This is a genomic window from Pseudomonas fluorescens, assembly GCF_001307275.1.
GTDB lineage: Bacteria > Pseudomonadota > Gammaproteobacteria > Pseudomonadales > Pseudomonadaceae > Aquipseudomonas > Aquipseudomonas fluorescens_AA.
Genome location: NZ_CP012831.1, coordinates 6,461,363 through 6,478,966 on the forward strand (window position 1 = coordinate 6,461,363; position 17,604 = coordinate 6,478,966).

The 17,604-nt window shown below is 63.2% G+C and carries 1 protein-coding gene (running past one end of the window); it reads right to left on the bottom strand.

What is annotated here, in order from left to right; all coding sequences use genetic code 11:
• Nucleotides 1-17,231, bottom strand: partial view of a non-ribosomal peptide synthase/polyketide synthase gene (locus tag AO356_RS28235; RefSeq protein WP_420480624.1) — the 5' portion only. The gene continues 13,651 nt to the left of window position 1, outside the view; 17,231 of the gene's 30,882 nt are visible here — the first part of the coding sequence; its start codon is at nucleotides 17,229-17,231; its stop codon lies off the left edge, out of view.
• Nucleotides 17,232-17,604: the final 373 nt, after the last annotated feature.

Here is a 17,604-nt window from a genome sequence, read left to right on the forward strand (position 1 = left end):
ATCCGCCCCATCAGCACGGTGCCGAACACCACCTCTTCACGGCCCGAAACCCGCCCGACCACATGCCCCCAGGCCAAGTGAACCAGGCTTGCCGCGCTCACACCGAGCTGACGGGCCTGGGCCCGCAGGCGCTGCGCCAGCGCAGCGTCCACGTCCTGATGTGCTTCTTCGATACCGCTGCCATCACCCTGCACATCCTGCAAGCCGAACGGCAACGTTGGCTCATCGATATCGCCGAGCATCTCACGGAAAAACGCTTCGTGCTGCTCACGACTGACCCCCAGTCGCGCCTGGGCCACATGATTGCGATACGGCACCGCGGGCGAAAGCAAGTGCGCCTGGCCCAAGAGACTGGCCTGCATCTCGTGCACCACGACCTCAAGCGCCGTGTGGTCCAACGCCATGTGATGGAACAACAGCATGCCGACCCAGCGCTGATTCGCCACATCCTGGGCAAAGGCAAAGCGCATCAGCGGTGCCTGGGCGATGTCGAGACGGTAATGACGCGGATCGAAACGCCCGTGCAGTTGCTGCACCACCTCGCCCCCCGCCGGATCCACCTCGATCTCTTCAAGGCCCAGGGTCGCATGGCGCCATACCACTTGCACCGGTGCTTCCAGACCTTGCCAGACCATGCTGGTGCGCAAGATGTCATTACGCGACACCACGCTCTGCAAGGCCTGGGCAAAGGCTTGCAACCGTTCGCGGTTGTCAAAGCCGAACAGCACCTGCAACACGTAGGGATCGCCCTGCTCCGCAGCAAGGTGGTGGTAGAGAATCCCCTCCTGCAATGGCGCCAGGGCGTAGATATCCTGCACGTTCGTCACGCCACCCTGCACCGTGGCCACGATTCGGTCGATGGCGTCCTGGTCCAGATCAGCCAGGGGCAACATGTCCGGGGTGATCCGCGTGCAACCGTCCGCAATCGCATTGCCCGGTACCACGACCTCCCTGACACCGCCCACCGCGGCGGCCAACGCGGCCAGCGTCGGCTGGCCGAACAGCACCCGCACATCGGCGGCCAGGTCGACCTGGCGCATACGTTCGATCAGTTTCACGGCCAGCAACGAATGGCCGCCCAGCTCGAAGAAATTGTCGTGACGACCGACCCGTCCAAGCTTGAGCAAGTCCTGCCAGATCCGCGCGATGGTCGTCTCGACCTCGCCTTGCGGGGCTTCGTATTCACGGCTGATCACTGCCGATTGATCCGGCGCTGGCAAGGCCTTGCGATCGAGCTTGCCGTTAGTGGTCAACGGGAACGCGTCAAGGATCACGAAGGCGCTGGGGACCATGTGCTCCGCCAGCGACCGCAACAACTGTGTACGCAAGTCGACCGCCGACGGTTGCGCACCCTCTGTGGCAATCACATAAGCCACCAGGCGCTTGTCGCCCGGCTCGTCCTCGCGAGCGATGACCACTGCCTCGCTGACCCCCTCGCAGGCGGCCAAGGTCGCTTCGATCTCGCCCAGCTCGATCCGGAAACCGCGGATCTTCACCTGGTCGTCATTGCGGCCCAGGTACTCGATGCTGCCGTCCGCCAGCCAGCGACCCAGGTCGCCAGTCCGGTACATCCGCGCATTCGGCTCGGGGCTGAACGGGTTGTCGAGGAAGCGCTCGGCGGTCAGTTCGTCGCGGTTCAAATAACCGCGGCTGACACCCGCGCCCCCCACGTACATCTCACCCACCACACCCACCGGCGCCGGCTCGCGCTGAGCATCGAGCACGTACAGTTGCAGGTCGGGAATGCGCTTGCCGATGGGGCTGACACCCGTCGACTGTGCATCAGCCGCTTCAAGCGCTCGATACGTCACGTGCACCGTCGTTTCGGTGATGCCATACATGTTCACCAGTTGTGTCCCGGCATTGCCTACACGGGCATACCACGGCTTGAGCATGCCGGTTTCCAGCGCTTCGCCGCCAAAGATCACCTGGCGCAGGCTGTGGCGCAGATCGCTTTCGCCCTGGGCCACGATCAGTTGCCGGAAAGCGCTTGGGGTCTGGTTCAGCACCGTGACACCGGTCTCGCATAACAACGCATAGCAATCTTGCGGAGAACGGCTGACCAATTGCGGCACCACCAGCAAGCGGCCGCCATGGGTCAACGCACCCCAGATTTCCCAGACCGAGAAATCGAAGGCAAAGGAATGGAACAGTGCCCACACGTCCTGCTGGCCAAAGTCGAACCAAGGCTGGGTCGCCGAGAACAGCCGCGCGACGTTGCGGTGCTCGACCATCACGCCCTTGGGCAATCCGGTCGAACCCGAGGTGTAGATCACATAGGCCAAGTGGCTGGAGTCCAGGCCCGGCACTTGCGGGTTGGCGACGGATTCGTCCTGCCAGCTACCGTCATCGAGTTGCAGCACCGGCATCGAGACGCCCGCCAACAGACGATGCGTGGCGGCGTGGGCCAACAGCGCAACCGGCATGCTGTCACGCAGCATGTAGGCAATGCGTTCCGTCGGGTAGGCCGGGTCCACCGGCACATAACCGGCGCCGGCCTTCAGGATCCCCAACAAGCCGACGATCATGTCCAAACCACGCTCGACACAGATCGCGACCCGATCATCCGGGCGAATACCCTGCGCCAGCAGGCGATGAGCGACCTGGTTGGCCCGGGCGTTGAGCTCGCTGTAGGTCAGCGTCCGCTCTTCGAACATCACCGCCATGGCCTCAGGCTGTGCTGCAGCCCAGACTTCAAACTGAGCATGGATCAGCGCGTCCTGGGCAAATGCGACGCCCGTGCCGTTCCAGCTCTCGAGCAATTGCCGACGCTCGGCCGGCGGCAGGATCTTCAACCCGCTCAAGGGGGCCAGCGGCGATTGCTCCAGCGCCTGAACCAGGTTCTCCACAACGCATTGCACATAATTGCAAACACGCTCGGCGCCAATGGGTGCCTGAGCCATGACGGTCAGGTTGAAACCTTCACCCAAGTCATCCACCGACAACGTCAACGGATAGTTGGTGCGCTCCTCACCTTCCAGTGTCTGGATACCCTCCCAGGCCGCAATGACTTCGCTGGATGGCGCCTGCGCACCGAGATGGCGATAGTTGAGCAGCGCGCTGAACAACGGCGTCGGTGCCGCCACGCCACTGCAGCGTTGCGCCAGGACCAACGAGGCGTGCTCGTGCCCCAGCAGCGCCGTCAAGCGTGCATGGGTCGACTTGACGGCGGCACGCACACCTTGCGCGCCCAGGCTCACCCGCAACGGCAAGGTGTTGATGAACATCCCCAACGCACGGTCGGCGCCCTCACCGCCTTGCATGCGCCCCAGCAGTACGGTGCCGAAGACCACGTCTTCCTTGCCCGACACTTTGCCCAGCACCAGCGCCCAGGCCAGGTGATACAAGCTTGCCGCGCTCACGCCAAGCTGACGCGCCTGCACCCGCAGACGCTGGCCAAGCTCGGCATCGACTCTCTGGCGGACCTCCTCGATATCGTGCCCGTCACCCTGTACATCCTGCAAACCGAAGGGCAGCGTCGGTTCAGCCACATCACCCAGCATCTCGTGGAAAAATGCTTCATGTTCCTCGCGGCTGACGCCGAGCCGCGCCTGTGCCACGAAGTTGCGATACGGCACCGACGCCGCCAGTGCCTGTTCGCCGCCGGACATGTGCGCGCCAATTTCCGCCGCGAGCATGGCCAGCGAGGTCGCATCATCGACCATATGGTGGAACAACAGCATGCCCACCCAGCGGTCGTTCGCCACGTCTTGTGCGTAACCAATGCGCATCATCGGCGCCTGACGAATATCCAGGCGATAGTGGCGCGGATCCAGACGTTCGCGCAGTTGCCGGGCGATATCCCCCGCCGCCGGGTCCAACATGATCTCATCGAACCCCAGCCGCGCCTCGCGCCAGACCACTTGAACCGGTTCGTCAATGCCTTCCCAGACCACGCCGGTGCGCAGGATGTCGTGCCTGGATACCGTGCTTTGCAGTGCCTTGGCGAAAAGATCCAAGCGGGCACGGCTGTCAAAAGCGAACAGTATGTATTGCAGGTAAGGATCACCTTTGGCCGCCGCGACGTGGTGATACAGAATGCCCTCCTGCAGCGGCGTCAAGGCATAGATGTCCTGCACATTACCCACGCCACCGGGCACCGTCGCCACGACGCGGTCGATCTCGTCCTGGCTCAACGTGGCCAGCGGCAACAGGTCCGGTGTGATCCGCGAACAGTCGTCCGGGATGAGGTTGGCCGGCACCTGGACTTCCTGGCAACCGCCCACCGCAGCCGCCAACGCCGCCAACGTCGGCTGGCCGAACAGCACGCGTACATCGGCCGCCAGGTCGATCTGGCGCATGCGCTCGACCAACTTCACCGCCAGCAACGAGTGGCCGCCCATTTCAAAGAAGTGGTCGTGGCGGCCGACCCGCTCGACATGCAGCAGGTCTTGCCAGATCCTGGCAATGGCGATCTCGACCTCGCCTTGAGGGGCCTCGTATTCACGGGTCACCACCGACGACTGGTCCGGCACCGGCAATGCCTTGCGGTCCAGCTTGCCGTTGGTGGTCAACGGGAACACCGTCAACATCACGAATGCGCTGGGCACCATGTATTCGGCCAGCGAACCCAGCAGCTCATCGCGTAGCTCGGCAGCCGATGGCGGCTCGCCTTCCTCGGCAATCACATAGGCCACCAGGCGCTGATCGCCCGGCGTATCCTGGCGCGCCACCACCACGGCCTCCCGTACACCATTGCACGCGGCCAGCTTGGCTTCGATCTCGCCCAATTCGATACGGAAACCGCGGATCTTCACTTGGTCGTCATTGCGGCCCAGGTACTCGATGCTGCCGTCCGCCAGCCAGCGACCCAGGTCGCCAGTCCGGTACATCCGCGCATTCGGCTCGGGGCTGAACGGGTTGTCGAGGAAACGCTCGGCGGTCAGCTCGTCACGGTTCAAATAACCACGACTGACCCCGCCGCCGCCCACGTACATCTCACCTGTCACCCCCACCGGCACCGGCTCGCGCTGGGTGTCGAGCACGTACAGTTGCAGGTCGGGAATGCGCTTGCCAATCGGGCTGACGCCGGCCAACTGCGCGTCGGCTGCGTCAAGGGGACGATACGTCACGTGCACCGTCGTTTCGGTGATGCCGTACATGTTGACCAACTGCGTCCGGGCATTGGCCTGGCGGGCGTACCACGGTTTGAGAATCCCGGTTTCCAGGGCCTCGCCACCGAAGATCACTTGCCGCAGGCTGTGACTCAGGTCGCTTTCACCTTGGGCCGCAATCAACTGGCGGAAGGCACTCGGTGTCTGGTTGAGAATGGTCACACCCGCTTCGCACAACAAGGCATAGCAGTATTGCGGCGAACGGCTGACCAGTTGCGGCACCACCAGCAAGCGGCCACCGTGGGTCAAGGCGCCCCAGATTTCCCAGACCGAGAAATCGAAGGCAAAGGAATGGAACAGCGCCCACACATCCTGCGGGCCAAATTCAAACCAGGGCTGGGTCGCCGAAAACAGCCGGGCGACGTTGCGGTGCTCGACCATCACGCCCTTGGGCAGGCCGGTGGAGCCGGAGGTGTAGATCACGTAGGCCAGGTGGCTGGCATTCAGGTCCGCCACATCGGGATTGTGCCGCGGCTGCTGGTTCATTTCGCCGGCATCGGTCGGGTCAAGCACCAGAGTGGGCACCGGCAATACCGGCAGGCTGTCGCGCCATTGCGACTGGGTCACCACCGCCACGGGGCTGCTGTCATGCAGCATGTAGGCGATGCGCTCGGGTGGATAAGTCGGGTCCAGCGGCACATACCCCGCGCCGGCTTTGAGGATGCCCAGCAGGCCAATGATCATGTCCAGGCCGCGCTCGACACAGATGGCGACCCGATCATCCGGACGAACACCCAGGGCCACGAGGCTGTGGGCCAGTTGGTTGGCGCGGGCATTGAGCTCGCCGTAGGTCAGTGCCTGCTCTTCATGCACAACGGCCACGGTGTCGGGTTGAGATGCGGCCCAGCCCTCGAATTGCCGATGGATCAGGGCATCGTCGGCATAGGTGACGTCGGTCGTGTTCCAGGTTTCGAGCAATTGCCGGCGCTCGGCCGATGGCAGGATCGCCAAGGCGTGGAGCGGGGTTTGCGGTGCCTGCTCCAGGGCCATGACCAGGTTTTCCAGAGCCACCTGCATATAACCGCAAATACGCTGCGCACCAATGGCCGTATCGACCATCACCGTGAGGAAGAACCCGTCACCCAGGTCATCCACGTTGAGGGTCAAGGGATAATTGGTCCGCTCATCACCGCCCAGTGCGTTGATCCCGCTCCAGGCCGACAGAGCGTCCTGGGTCACCTGGACCGCGCTGTGGCGGTAGTTGAGCAAGGCGCTGAACAGCGGCGTCGGCGCCACCACACCACTGCAACGTTGCGCCAGTGCCAGCGAGGCATGTTCGTGGCCGAGCAAGGCGGTCAAGCGCCCGTGAGTGGCCTTGACGCCGCTGCGCACGTCCTGGGTGCCCACATCCACCCGCAACGGCAAGGTGTTGATGAACATCCCCAGGGCACGGTCGGCCCCGTCGCCGCCCTGCATCCGGCCCAACAGGACTGTACCGAACACCACCTCCTGCTTGCCCGATACCTTGCCCAGCACCTGTGCCCAGGCCAGGTGCACCAGGCTGGCAGCACTCACCCCCAGGTGGCGTGCCTGCACCCGCAGGCGCCTGGACAGCGCAAGATCGACAGGCTGGCGATCCTCATCGATGCCATGCCCCTCACCCTGCACGTCCTGCAAGCCAAAAGGCAACGTCGGCTCGTCGATATCGCCGAGCATCTCGCGGAAAAACGTTTCGTGCTCCTGTTCGCTCGTCCCCAGGCGGGCCTGGGCCACATAGTTGCGATACGGCATCGCGGCGCCCAACTGCTCGCCCTGCCCCAGCAAATGCATTTGCATTTCATGTTGCATCACGTCCAGGGCGGTGTGGTCCAGCGCCATGTGATGGAACAACAGGATCGCGACCCAGCGGTCCTGGGCCTCGTCCCGCGCATAAGCCAGCTGCAACAACGGTGCCCGGCCCAGGTCCAGGCGATAGTGCCGCGCATCGAAGCGGTTGGCCAGTTGCGTGGCAACGTCGCCAGCCGTGGCGTCCGGCACAATGCACTGTGATTCAAGCAGCACCTGGCGCCAAACCACTTGCACCGGCTCATCCAGCCCTTCCCAGAGCACACTGGTGCGCAAGATGTCGTGACGATCAATCACCATCTGCAGCGCCCCGATGAAGGCATCGAGGCGTTCACGGTTGTCGAAGGCGAATTGCGATTGCAACACATAGGGGTCGCCCTGCTCGGCGGCCAGGTGATGGTAAAGAATCCCTTCCTGCAACGGTGCCAGTGGGTAGATGTCCTGCACGTTGCGCGCACCACCGGGAACGGTGGCGACGAGACGGTCGATGGCGTCCTGGGACAGGTTGATCAAGGGCAACAAGTCCGGGGTGATGTGTTCGCAGTGCAAAGGAATCAGGTTCGGCGGAACGCTGACTTCCCTGCCGCTGCCAATCGCCGCGGCCAGTGCGGCCAGGGTCGGTTGGCTGAACAGCACGCGCACGTCGGCGCTCAAGCCGGCCTGGCGCATGCGTTCGATCAGCGTGACCGCCAGCAACGAGTGCCCGCCGAGTTCGAAGAAGTGATCGTGGCGCCCCACCTGCTCGACCTTCAGCACGTCCGCCCAGATTTGCGCCAGGGTCTGTTCCACCTTGCCCAGCGGCGCTTCATATTCACGAGAGGCATAGGCCTCGGCATCCGGCGCCGGGAGTTCACGACGATCCAGTTTGCCGTTGGCGGTCAGCGGGAAGGCTGGCAGTACCACGAACGCGCTGGGCAGCATGTAGTCGGCCAGCACACTCGACAATTGCTCGCGCAAGGCATGTACCGACAAGGTCACGCCCGGCTCAGGGATCACATAACCCACCAGGCGCTTGGGACCGGCATCGTCTTGTCGCGCCAGCACGACCGCGTCTTTCACGCCTGGGCATTCGCCCAAGCGGGCTTCGATCTCGCCCAGTTCGATACGGAAACCACGGATCTTCACCTGGTCGTCGTTACGCCCCAGGTAATCCACCGCGCCGTCCGCGCGCCAGCGCGCCAGGTCGCCAGTGCGGTAGAGCAAGGCACCGGGATCGGCATTGAACGGGTCGGCGACGAACTTCTCGGCGCTCAGCTCGGGACGATTCAAGTACCCTTTCGCCACGCCATCGCCACCGATGTACAGCTCGCCGGCCACGCCAATGGGCACTGGCTGACGATTGGCATCCAGCACATAGACACGGGTGTTGCCGATCGGACGACCGATCGGGATACCGCCCTCGCCCACGCTCTTGATCTCATGGGTGGTGGTAAACGTGGTGGCTTCGGTCGGGCCATAACCGTTGAGCAGGTGTTGCGGCGCGCCTTCCTTCAGGACTCGGCCGATCACCGCCGGGTCGAGCACATCGCCACCGACGATCAGGTAGCGCAATTGGGCGAACACCGACATCAGCCCCGCGGCGTATTGATGGAACAGGCCGGCGGTCATCCACAGCACGCTGACCGATTGCTCTTGCAGCAGCGCCGCAAAACGTTCCTGTGTCAGCAGCACGTCCTGGTCGACCACCACCACACAACCGCCGTTGAGCAACGGTGCCCAGACGTCGAGGGTGCTGGCGTCGAAGGCCGGGTTGGAGGCAAAGGCCACCCGGTCCTGGGCGTTGAACTCGGCGTAGCCGTTGTTGATCACCAGTCGGTTGATCGCCCGGTGTGGCACCAGCACGCCTTTCGGGGTGCCGGTGGAGCCGGAGGTGTACATGATGTAGGCCACCGATTCGGTGCTTTGGATCAGCCGCAGGTCATGGTCCGCCTCGGTCTCCAGGACCACGCTATCCAGATCCACACGGGCAATCCCCTCAGGCACCGCCATCGCGCTCAGGGTCAGGAGCGTCCGGGCACCGCTGTCACGCACCATGAAATCCTGACGTTCGAGCGGTGCGCTGACGTCCAGCGGCACGTAGACCGCGGCGCACTTGAGGATCGCCAATTGGCTGACCAGCAGCCCGACTGAGCGTTCCAGCAGAATCGCCACGCGATCACCCGGTTGCACCCCCAGGCCAATCAAATGACGGGTCAAGCAATTGGCCCTGCGATTCAACTCGGCGTACGTCAGGCTGTGGCCGTTGTGCACGACCGCGGTTGCCTCCGGAAGCTCCTTGGCCCGTGCCTCGAACAGGCCATGGACGGTCCTGTCCTGGGGATAGCTACGGGTGGTGGCGTTGAAGTCCACCAGCAATTGCCGACGCTCGGCCGGCGGCAGGATCGACAGGCTGTGCAACGGCGTCTGCGGAGCCTGTTCCAGCGCTTCGACCAGATGCTCCAGGGCAATGTTCATGTAGGCACATATCCGCTGCGCACCGACCTGCGGCACTGCCAGCGCCGACAAGTGGAAAGCTTCGCCCAGGTCATCCACCGACAAGGTCAGCGGGTAGTTGGTACGCTCTTCGTTGCTCAGCAGTTGAATACCGTCCCAGGCCACCAAGGCTTCGTTTGAGGCAACGCCTGCGGCACTGTGTCGATAATTGAGCAAGGCATTGAACAGCGGCATCGGCGCGACCACGCCGCTGCAACGCTGGGCCAACGCCAGCGAGGCGTGCTCGTGCCCCAGCAGGCCGGTCAGGCGAGCGTGGGTGGCTTTTACGCCGTCACGCACACCTTGGGCGCCGACGCCCACCCGCAATGGCAAGGTATTGATGAACATGCCCAGTGCATGCTCAGCGCCGTCGCCGCCCTGCATCCGCCCCATCAGCACGGTGCCAAACACAACGTCCTGCTTGCCGGACACCTGCCCCAGCACTTGCGCCCACGCCAGGTGATGCAGGCTCGCGGCGCTCACGCCCAACTGACGGGCCTGGGCCCGCAGACGGCGGCTCAGGTCGGCAGGCAGGCTCAGTCCGGCCTCTTCGATATCGCTGCCATCGCCACGTACGTCCAGCAAGCCAAACGGCAATGTCGGCTCGTCGACATCACTCAACATGTCGCGGAAAAACCCTTCGTGCTCCTCACGGCTCACGCCCAAGCGGGCCTGGGCCACGTAATTGCGGAACGGCACGGCTTGGCCCAACTGGTCGGCCTGGCCCAGCAGGTGCGCCTGCATCTCGTGTTGCACCACTTCCAGCGCCGTGTGGTCGAGGACCATGTGATGGAACAACAACATCGCCACCCAGCGTTGATTGGCCGGGTCGTGGGCGAATGCAATGCGCATCAGCGGCGCCTGCTGCATGTCCAGGCGGTAATGCAGCGTGTCGAAGCGCTCGCGCAACTGCCCGGCGATATCGCCCGCCTCCGCACTCAGCACAAGCTCTTCCACCGCCAGTTGCGCTTTGCGCCAGACCACCTGCACCGGCTCGTCCAGGCCTTCCCAGACCACCGAGGTGCGCAGGATGTCGTGGCGATCGATGACGCCCTGCAGGGCCTGGGCAAACGCCTCCAGCCGCTCGCGATCCGCGACGGTGAACGTGGCCTGCAACACATAGGGATCCCCCGTGTGCGCAGCGATGTGGTGATAAAGAATACCTTCCTGCAACGGCGCCAACGGGTAGATGTCCTGCACGTTGCGCGCACCACCGGGCACCGTCTCCACAAGACGATCGATGTCCTGCTGATCCAACGCCACCAAGGGCAGCATCGACGGCGTGATCCGGGTGCACCCCAGCAGGATGCCGTTGTCCGGCACCACAACCTCGCCACCACTGCCGACTGCGGCGGCCAGCGCCGCGAGCGTTGGCTGGCTGAACAGCACCCGCACGTCCGCCGACAAACCGAGCTGGCGCATCCGGCCAATCAGGCTGACGGCCAACAGCGAGTGTCCACCCAGCTCGAAGAAATGGTCATGCCGCCCCACACGTTCGACCTTGAGCAAGTCCTGCCAGATCTGGGCCAGGCTGATCTCGACCTCGCCTTGCGGGGCTTCGTAGCCACGGGTGATGACGGCATCCAGATCCGGTGCCGGCAGGGCCTTGCGGTCGAGCTTGCCGTTCGGCGTCAGTGGCAAGGCCTCCAGGCGCACATAAGCCACCGGCACCATATAAGCCGGCAGTTGCGCCTGCAGGTGCGTGCGCAGGGCTTCAATGTCTACTGGCGAATGCTGGGTGAAATAGGCGACCAGGCGTTTGTCGCCCGGCACGTCTTCCCGGGCCAAGACCACGGTTTCCTTGATGTTTGGAGCCTGGGCGAGCTTGGCTTCGATCTCGCCCAGTTCGATGCGGAAACCACGGATCTTCACCTGGTCGTCATTGCGGCCCAGGTACTCGATGTTCCCGTCCGGCAGGTAGCGGCCCAGGTCACCGGTTTTGTACATACGGGCGTTTGGAGCCGTGCTGAATGGATCTTTCAGGAAACGCTCGGCCGTCAGGTCATCACGGTTGAGATAACCGCGAGCGACCCCGGCACCACCGATGTAGATTTCACCCGGCACGCCCAGCGGCACGGGTTGTTTGTGCTCGTCCAGCAGATAGAACTGAGTGTTCGCCACCGGTTTGCCGATATGTGCGGCAAACCCGTCTTCGCGGGCCATCGACACCCAGCTTGAGTAGGTCGTGGTTTCCGAAGGGCCGTAGAGGTTGCACAGGCGCTTGACCTGGGTCTGTTCGAACAAGGTTTCAACCAGGCTGCGCTTGAGCGCTTCACCGGCCACGTTCACCGTGTCGACGCCCTCGCCTAGCCCACCGGACTCCAGCAAGGCCTTGAGCGCCGACGGCACGGTGTTGATCAGGGTGATGTCGTGCTCGCCCTGTTGCAGTTCCAGCACATTAGTGACCACTTCGATGCTGCCGCCCGAGGTCAGCGGCGCGAAGCACTCGTAGACCGCCAGGTCGAAGTTCAGCGACGTCGAGAACAGGGTTTTCGCCAAGGTCTGCGAATCGAACGAGCGATGGGCCCAGGTCAGGAAGTTCACCGTATTGCGGTGTTCGATCATCACGCCCTTGGGCAGACCGGTCGAACCGGAGGTGTAGATGACATAAGCCAGGTGCGAGGACGTCAGCTCAGTGACCTCGGGATTCTGGACGGATTCGTCCTGCCAATCGCCGCTGTCGAGATTGATCACTGCCATCGAGGCATCGCTCAACAAGCCGACTGTAGCGTCCTGGGCCAACACCGCCGCCGGGGCGCTGTCTTCCAGCATGTAGGCAATGCGATCCAGCGGGTACGCCGGATCCAACGGCACATAACCGCCCCCTGCCTTCAGGATCGCCAGCAGCCCCACGACCATGTCGATACCGCGTTCGACGCAGATCGCCACCCGCGAATCGGGCTTCACCCCCTGCTTGCGCAGGTAGTGGGCCAGGCGGTTGGCCCGCTCGTTCAGTTCCCCATAGCTCAGGCGTTGCTCGCCACGGATGACCGCGACGGCCTCCGGCGTACGCTGGACCTGTTCTTCGAACAGGCCATGAATCGTCTGCTGCTGCGGATAATCCGCCTCGGTGGCGTTGAACGTCACCAGCAATTGCTCGATTTCCGCTGCGGGCAAGATCGACAGACGATGCAGTGCCGCCTGTGGCGTCTGTTCCAGCGCCAGCACGAGCGTTTGCAACGCTGCGTGCATATAAGCGCAAATCCGTTGGGCGCCAATCTCCTGCCCGACCAGCACCGTCAGGTTGAAACCGGTACCCAGGTCATCGACGTTCAATGTCAGCGGGTAGTTGGTCCGTTCTTCACCACCCAGCGCCTGCATACCGCTCCAGGCCGACGATACTTCGTTCGACGTCGTCGTGGCGGCATGGCGGTAGTTGAGCAAGGCACTGAACAACGGCAACGGTGCCGCCACGCCACTGCAACGTTGGGCCAGCGCCAGCGAGGCATGTTCGTGCCCCAGCAAGGCAGTCAGTTGCCCATGGACAGCCTTGACGCCAGCCTTGACGCCTTGCTCGCCCAGGGTCACGCGAAGCGGCAGGGTATTGATGAACATCCCCAGCGCCCGATCGGCGCCCTCGCCGCCCTGCATCCGGCCCATCAGCACCGTACCGAACACCACCTCCTGCTTGCCGGAGACCTTGGCCAGCACTTGCGCCCACGCCAAGTGCACCAGGCTGGCGGCACTCACCCCCAGTTGACGCGCCTGGGCCCGCAGGCGCTGGTCCAAGGCGTCATCCAACGCCTGGTGGGCCTCTTCGATATCGTGTCCGCCAGCCTGCACATCCTGCAAATTGAATGGCAGCGTCGGCTCATCGATGTCGCCGAGCATGTCGCGGAAAAACGCTTCATGCTCTTCGCGATTCACACCCAGCCGTGCCTGTGCCACGTAATTGCGATAGGGCACCGCTTCGGCCAGTTGCCCAGCTTCACCCAACAGGTACGCTTGCATCTCGTGTTGCACCACTTCCAGCGCCGTATGGTCCAGGGCGAGGTGATGGAACAACAATGTCGCGACCAGCCGATGATTGGCCTCGTCCCGTCCATAAGCCAAGCGCATCAGTGGTGCCTGAGCGATGTCCAGGCGGTAATGCCGCGAGTCGAAACGTTGGCGCAGTTGCTCTGCGACATCGCCAGCGACCGGGTCAAGATCGAGCGTTTCGAGGTGCAGCCTGGCCTCACGACGGACCACTTGCATGGGCTCGTCCAGACCTTCCCATACAATACTGGTGCGCAAGATGTCGTGGCGATCGATCACCACCTGCAGCGCCCCGATGAAGGCATCCAGGTGCTCACGGTTGTCGAAGGCGAACTGTGACTGGAGCACGTACGGGTCGCCCTGCTCCGCGGCCAGGTGGTGGTAAAGAATGCCTTCCTGCAGCGGCGCCAACGGGTAGATATCCTGCACGTTGCGCACACCGCCCGGCACTGTCGCCACGAGACGGTCGATGGTCGTCTGGGACAGGTTGGCCAGCGGCAGCAGCTCGGGGGTGATGCGTTCGCAGTCCAGCGCAATCAGGTTCGCCGGAACGCTGATCTCCTTCCCGCTGCCGACAGCGGCCGCCAGCGCGGCCAGGGTGGGTTGGCCGAACAGTACGCGCACGTCGGCGCTCAAGCCGGCCTGGCGCATGCGCTCGATCAGCGTGACCGCCAGTAGGGAATGCCCCCCCAGTTCGAAGAAATGGTCGTGCCGGCCCACGCGTTCGACCTTGAGCAAGTCCTGCCAGATCTGCGCCAGGGTGGTTTCGGTTTCACCTTGCGGGGCTTCGTAGCCACGGGTGATGACGGCATCCAGATCCGGCGCCGGCAGCGCCTTGCGGTCGAGCTTGCCGTTCGGTGTCAGTGGCAGTGCCTCCAGGCGCACGTAGGCGACCGGCACCATGTAGGCCGGCAACTGCGCTTGCAGGTGCGTGCGCAGGGTTTCGATATCTACTGGCGAATGCTGGGTGAAATAGGCCACCAGGCGCTTGTCGCCCGGCACGTCTTCACGGGCCACGACCACGGCTTCTTTCAGCGCATCGTGTTGCGAGAGCTTGGCTTCGATCTCGCCCAACTCGATGCGGAAACCGCGGATCTTCACCTGGTCATCGTTACGGCCCAGGTACTCGATGTTCCCATCCGGCAGATACCGGCCCAGGTCGCCCGTGCGGTACATGCGGGCGTTTGGAGCCGTGCTGAATGGATCTTTCAGGAAGCGCTCGGCCGTCAGGTCATCACGGTTCAGATAACCGCGAGCGACCCCAGCACCACCGATGTAGATTTCGCCCGGCACGCCCAGCGGCACAGGTTGTTTGTGCTCGTCCAGCAGATAGAACTGGGTGTTCGCCACCGGTTTGCCGATATGTGCGGCAAACCCGTCTTCGCGAGCCATCGACACCCAACTTGAATAGGTCGTGGTTTCCGAAGGGCCGTAGAGGTTGCACAGGCGCTTGACCTGGGTCTGTTCGAACAAGGTTTCAACCAGGCTGCGCTTGAGCGCTTCACCGGCGACGTTGACCGTATCGACGCCCTCGCCCAGCCCACCCGATTCCAGCAAGGCCTTGAGCGCCGACGGCACGGTGTTGATCAACGTGATGTCGTGCTCGCCCTGCTGCAGTTCCAGCACATTAGTGACCACTTCGATGCTGCCGCCCGAGGTCAGCGGCGCGAAGCACTCGTAGACGGCCAGGTCGAAGTTCAGCGACGTCGAGAACAGGGTTTTTGACAGGGTTTGAGCGTCAAATGAGCGATGGGCCCAGGTCAGGAAGTTCACCGTGTTGCGGTGTTCGATCATCACGCCTTTAGGCAGACCGGTCGAACCCGAGGTGTAGATGACATAGGCCAGGTGCGAGGACGTCAGCTCAGTGACCTCGGGATTCTGGACGGACTCGTCCTGCCAATCGCCGCTTTCGAGATTGATCACCGGCATCGAGGCTGCGGCCAGCAATTCAAGGGTCGCCGTCTGGGTCAACACCGCCGCCGGCGCACTGTCTTCCAGCATGTAGGCGATGCGGTCCAGCGGATACGCCGGATCCAACGGCACATAACCGCCGCCAGCCTTGAGAATCGCCAGCAACCCAACAACCATGTCGATACTGCGTTCGACGCAAATCGCCACCCGCGAATCGGGCTCTACGCCCTGTTTGCGCAGGTAATGGGCCTGGCGGTTGGCCCGCTCATTCAACTCGCGGTAGCTCAGGCGCTGCTCGCCACGGATCACCGCCACGGCATCCGGCGTACGCTGGACTTGCTCTTCGAACAACCCATGAACCGTCTGCTGCCGCGGATAGTCGGCCTCGGTGGCATTAAATGTCACCAACAGTTGCTCACGTTCCGAGGCCGGCAGGATCGACAATCGCTGCAAGGGCATGTCTGGCTGCTGCTCGAGCATCCAGACCAGATTCTCCAATGCCTGACGCATGTACCCAGCAATGCGCTGAGCGCCCATTCCGGCCAGGGCCAATACGCTGAGACTGAAGCCTTCGCCCAAATCATCCACCGACAAGGTCAACGGATAGTTCGTGCCCTCTGCGCCTCCCAGCGCATGCAAACCTTCCCATGCTTCAAGGGTCTGGGACGAAAGTGCTTGGGCTGTGCTGCTATGCCGATAGTTGAGCAAGGCACCGAACAGCGGAGCGGGTGCAGCCACGCCGCTGCAACGTTGGGCCAAGGCCAACGAGGCATGCTCGTGACCGAGCAACGCCGTCAGGCTTGCATGGGTATTTTTTACGCCTTCGCGCGCACCGTGCCCGGCCAGTTTCACGCGCAGCGGCAGCGTGTTGATGAACATGCCCAGGGCGCGGTCGGCGCCGTCGCCGCCCTGCATCCGCCCCATCAGTACTGTGCCGAACACCACGTCCTGTTTGCCCGAGAGACCGCCCACCACCCTCGCCCAGGCCAAGTGATGCAGACTGGCGGCGCTGACACCCAATTGGCGGGCCTGTGCCCGCAAGCGACGGCTCAACGAGGCATCGATCGGCAAATGGGCTTCCTCGATCACCGACTGGCCCTCAGGTACCTCGGCAAAACCCAGTGGCAAGGTCGGCTCATCGACATCGGCCAGCATTTCGCGGAAAAACCCTTCATGGGAATCACCGCCCACACCCAGGCGGACTTGTGCCACGTAGTTGCGATAAGGCACGGGGTCGGGCAATTGGTGGGCCTGCCCAAGCAGGAACGCTTGCATTTCACCCTGCACCAGTTCCAGTGCCGTATGGTCTATCGCCATGTGGTGGAACAGCAGGATCGCCACCCAACGGTCGTTGTCACGATCCTGCGCGCAAATCAGCCGCATCAGCGGCGCCTGCCCCACATCCAGACGATGATGGCGGGTGTCGAAACGCTGTTGCAGTTGCCACACGGCATCACCGGCGGCCGGGTCAAGCACGACTTCCTCCAACGCCAGCGTGGCCTCGTGCCAGACCACTTGCACCGGCTCGTCCAGTCCCTCCCAAACCACCGAGGTACGCAGAATGTCATGGCGATCGATGACGCCCTGCAACGCCTGGGCAAAGTCGTCCAGGCGTGTCCTGCGATCGGCACCGAACAAGGATTGCAGCACGTAGGGGTCGCCCTGCTCCGCCGCCAGGTGATGGTAAAGAATGCCTTCCTGCAACGGTGCCAGCGGGTAGATGTCCTGCACATTGCCCGCGCCGCCGGGCACCGTATCGACAATCCGGTCGATCTCTTCCTGCGTCAGGTCAGCCAGGGGCAGCATGTCCGGCGTGATCCGGAATGCCGGACTCAGCCAGTCGCCACCATTTCTCTCCACCAGGTCGAGCAGTTCCTGCTTATGGACGGTAAGGCTCTCCCATAGCGCGTGGTCCATTCTTTCGTCGTCGCCTAGGATCACGAGGTTGTCGCCATCTTGTTGCAGACGGATCGGATGCTGGGAAAGAGCTGCCATCAATTCGCTGAATTGCATCGAAGAACCTGCTTTTCTAATTCGGAGTGGTTGACGATAAAAATGTGTTTTTCAGGTACGGCGCAGCGCCTGGACGGCGGAGGGGCCGACCTCGGCGCATGAGCCAAAGCGATGGATAATCGTCACGTTCAACCGAAGGTGGCGGTTTGCGAACCGCTGCCTTACAGGCCAAAAAAAATTAGAGCATTCGGTAGGTGATGTCTGTCATGGGAAGCAGGGACAAGCCCCAACGGCGGCCAGACAGGACATACAGATGGGCAGGATTCAGGGCGAGCGCCCTGCCCGGAAAGCCCGGGACAGGGCATTCACCCTTCGGTTGGAGGTTGCCGAC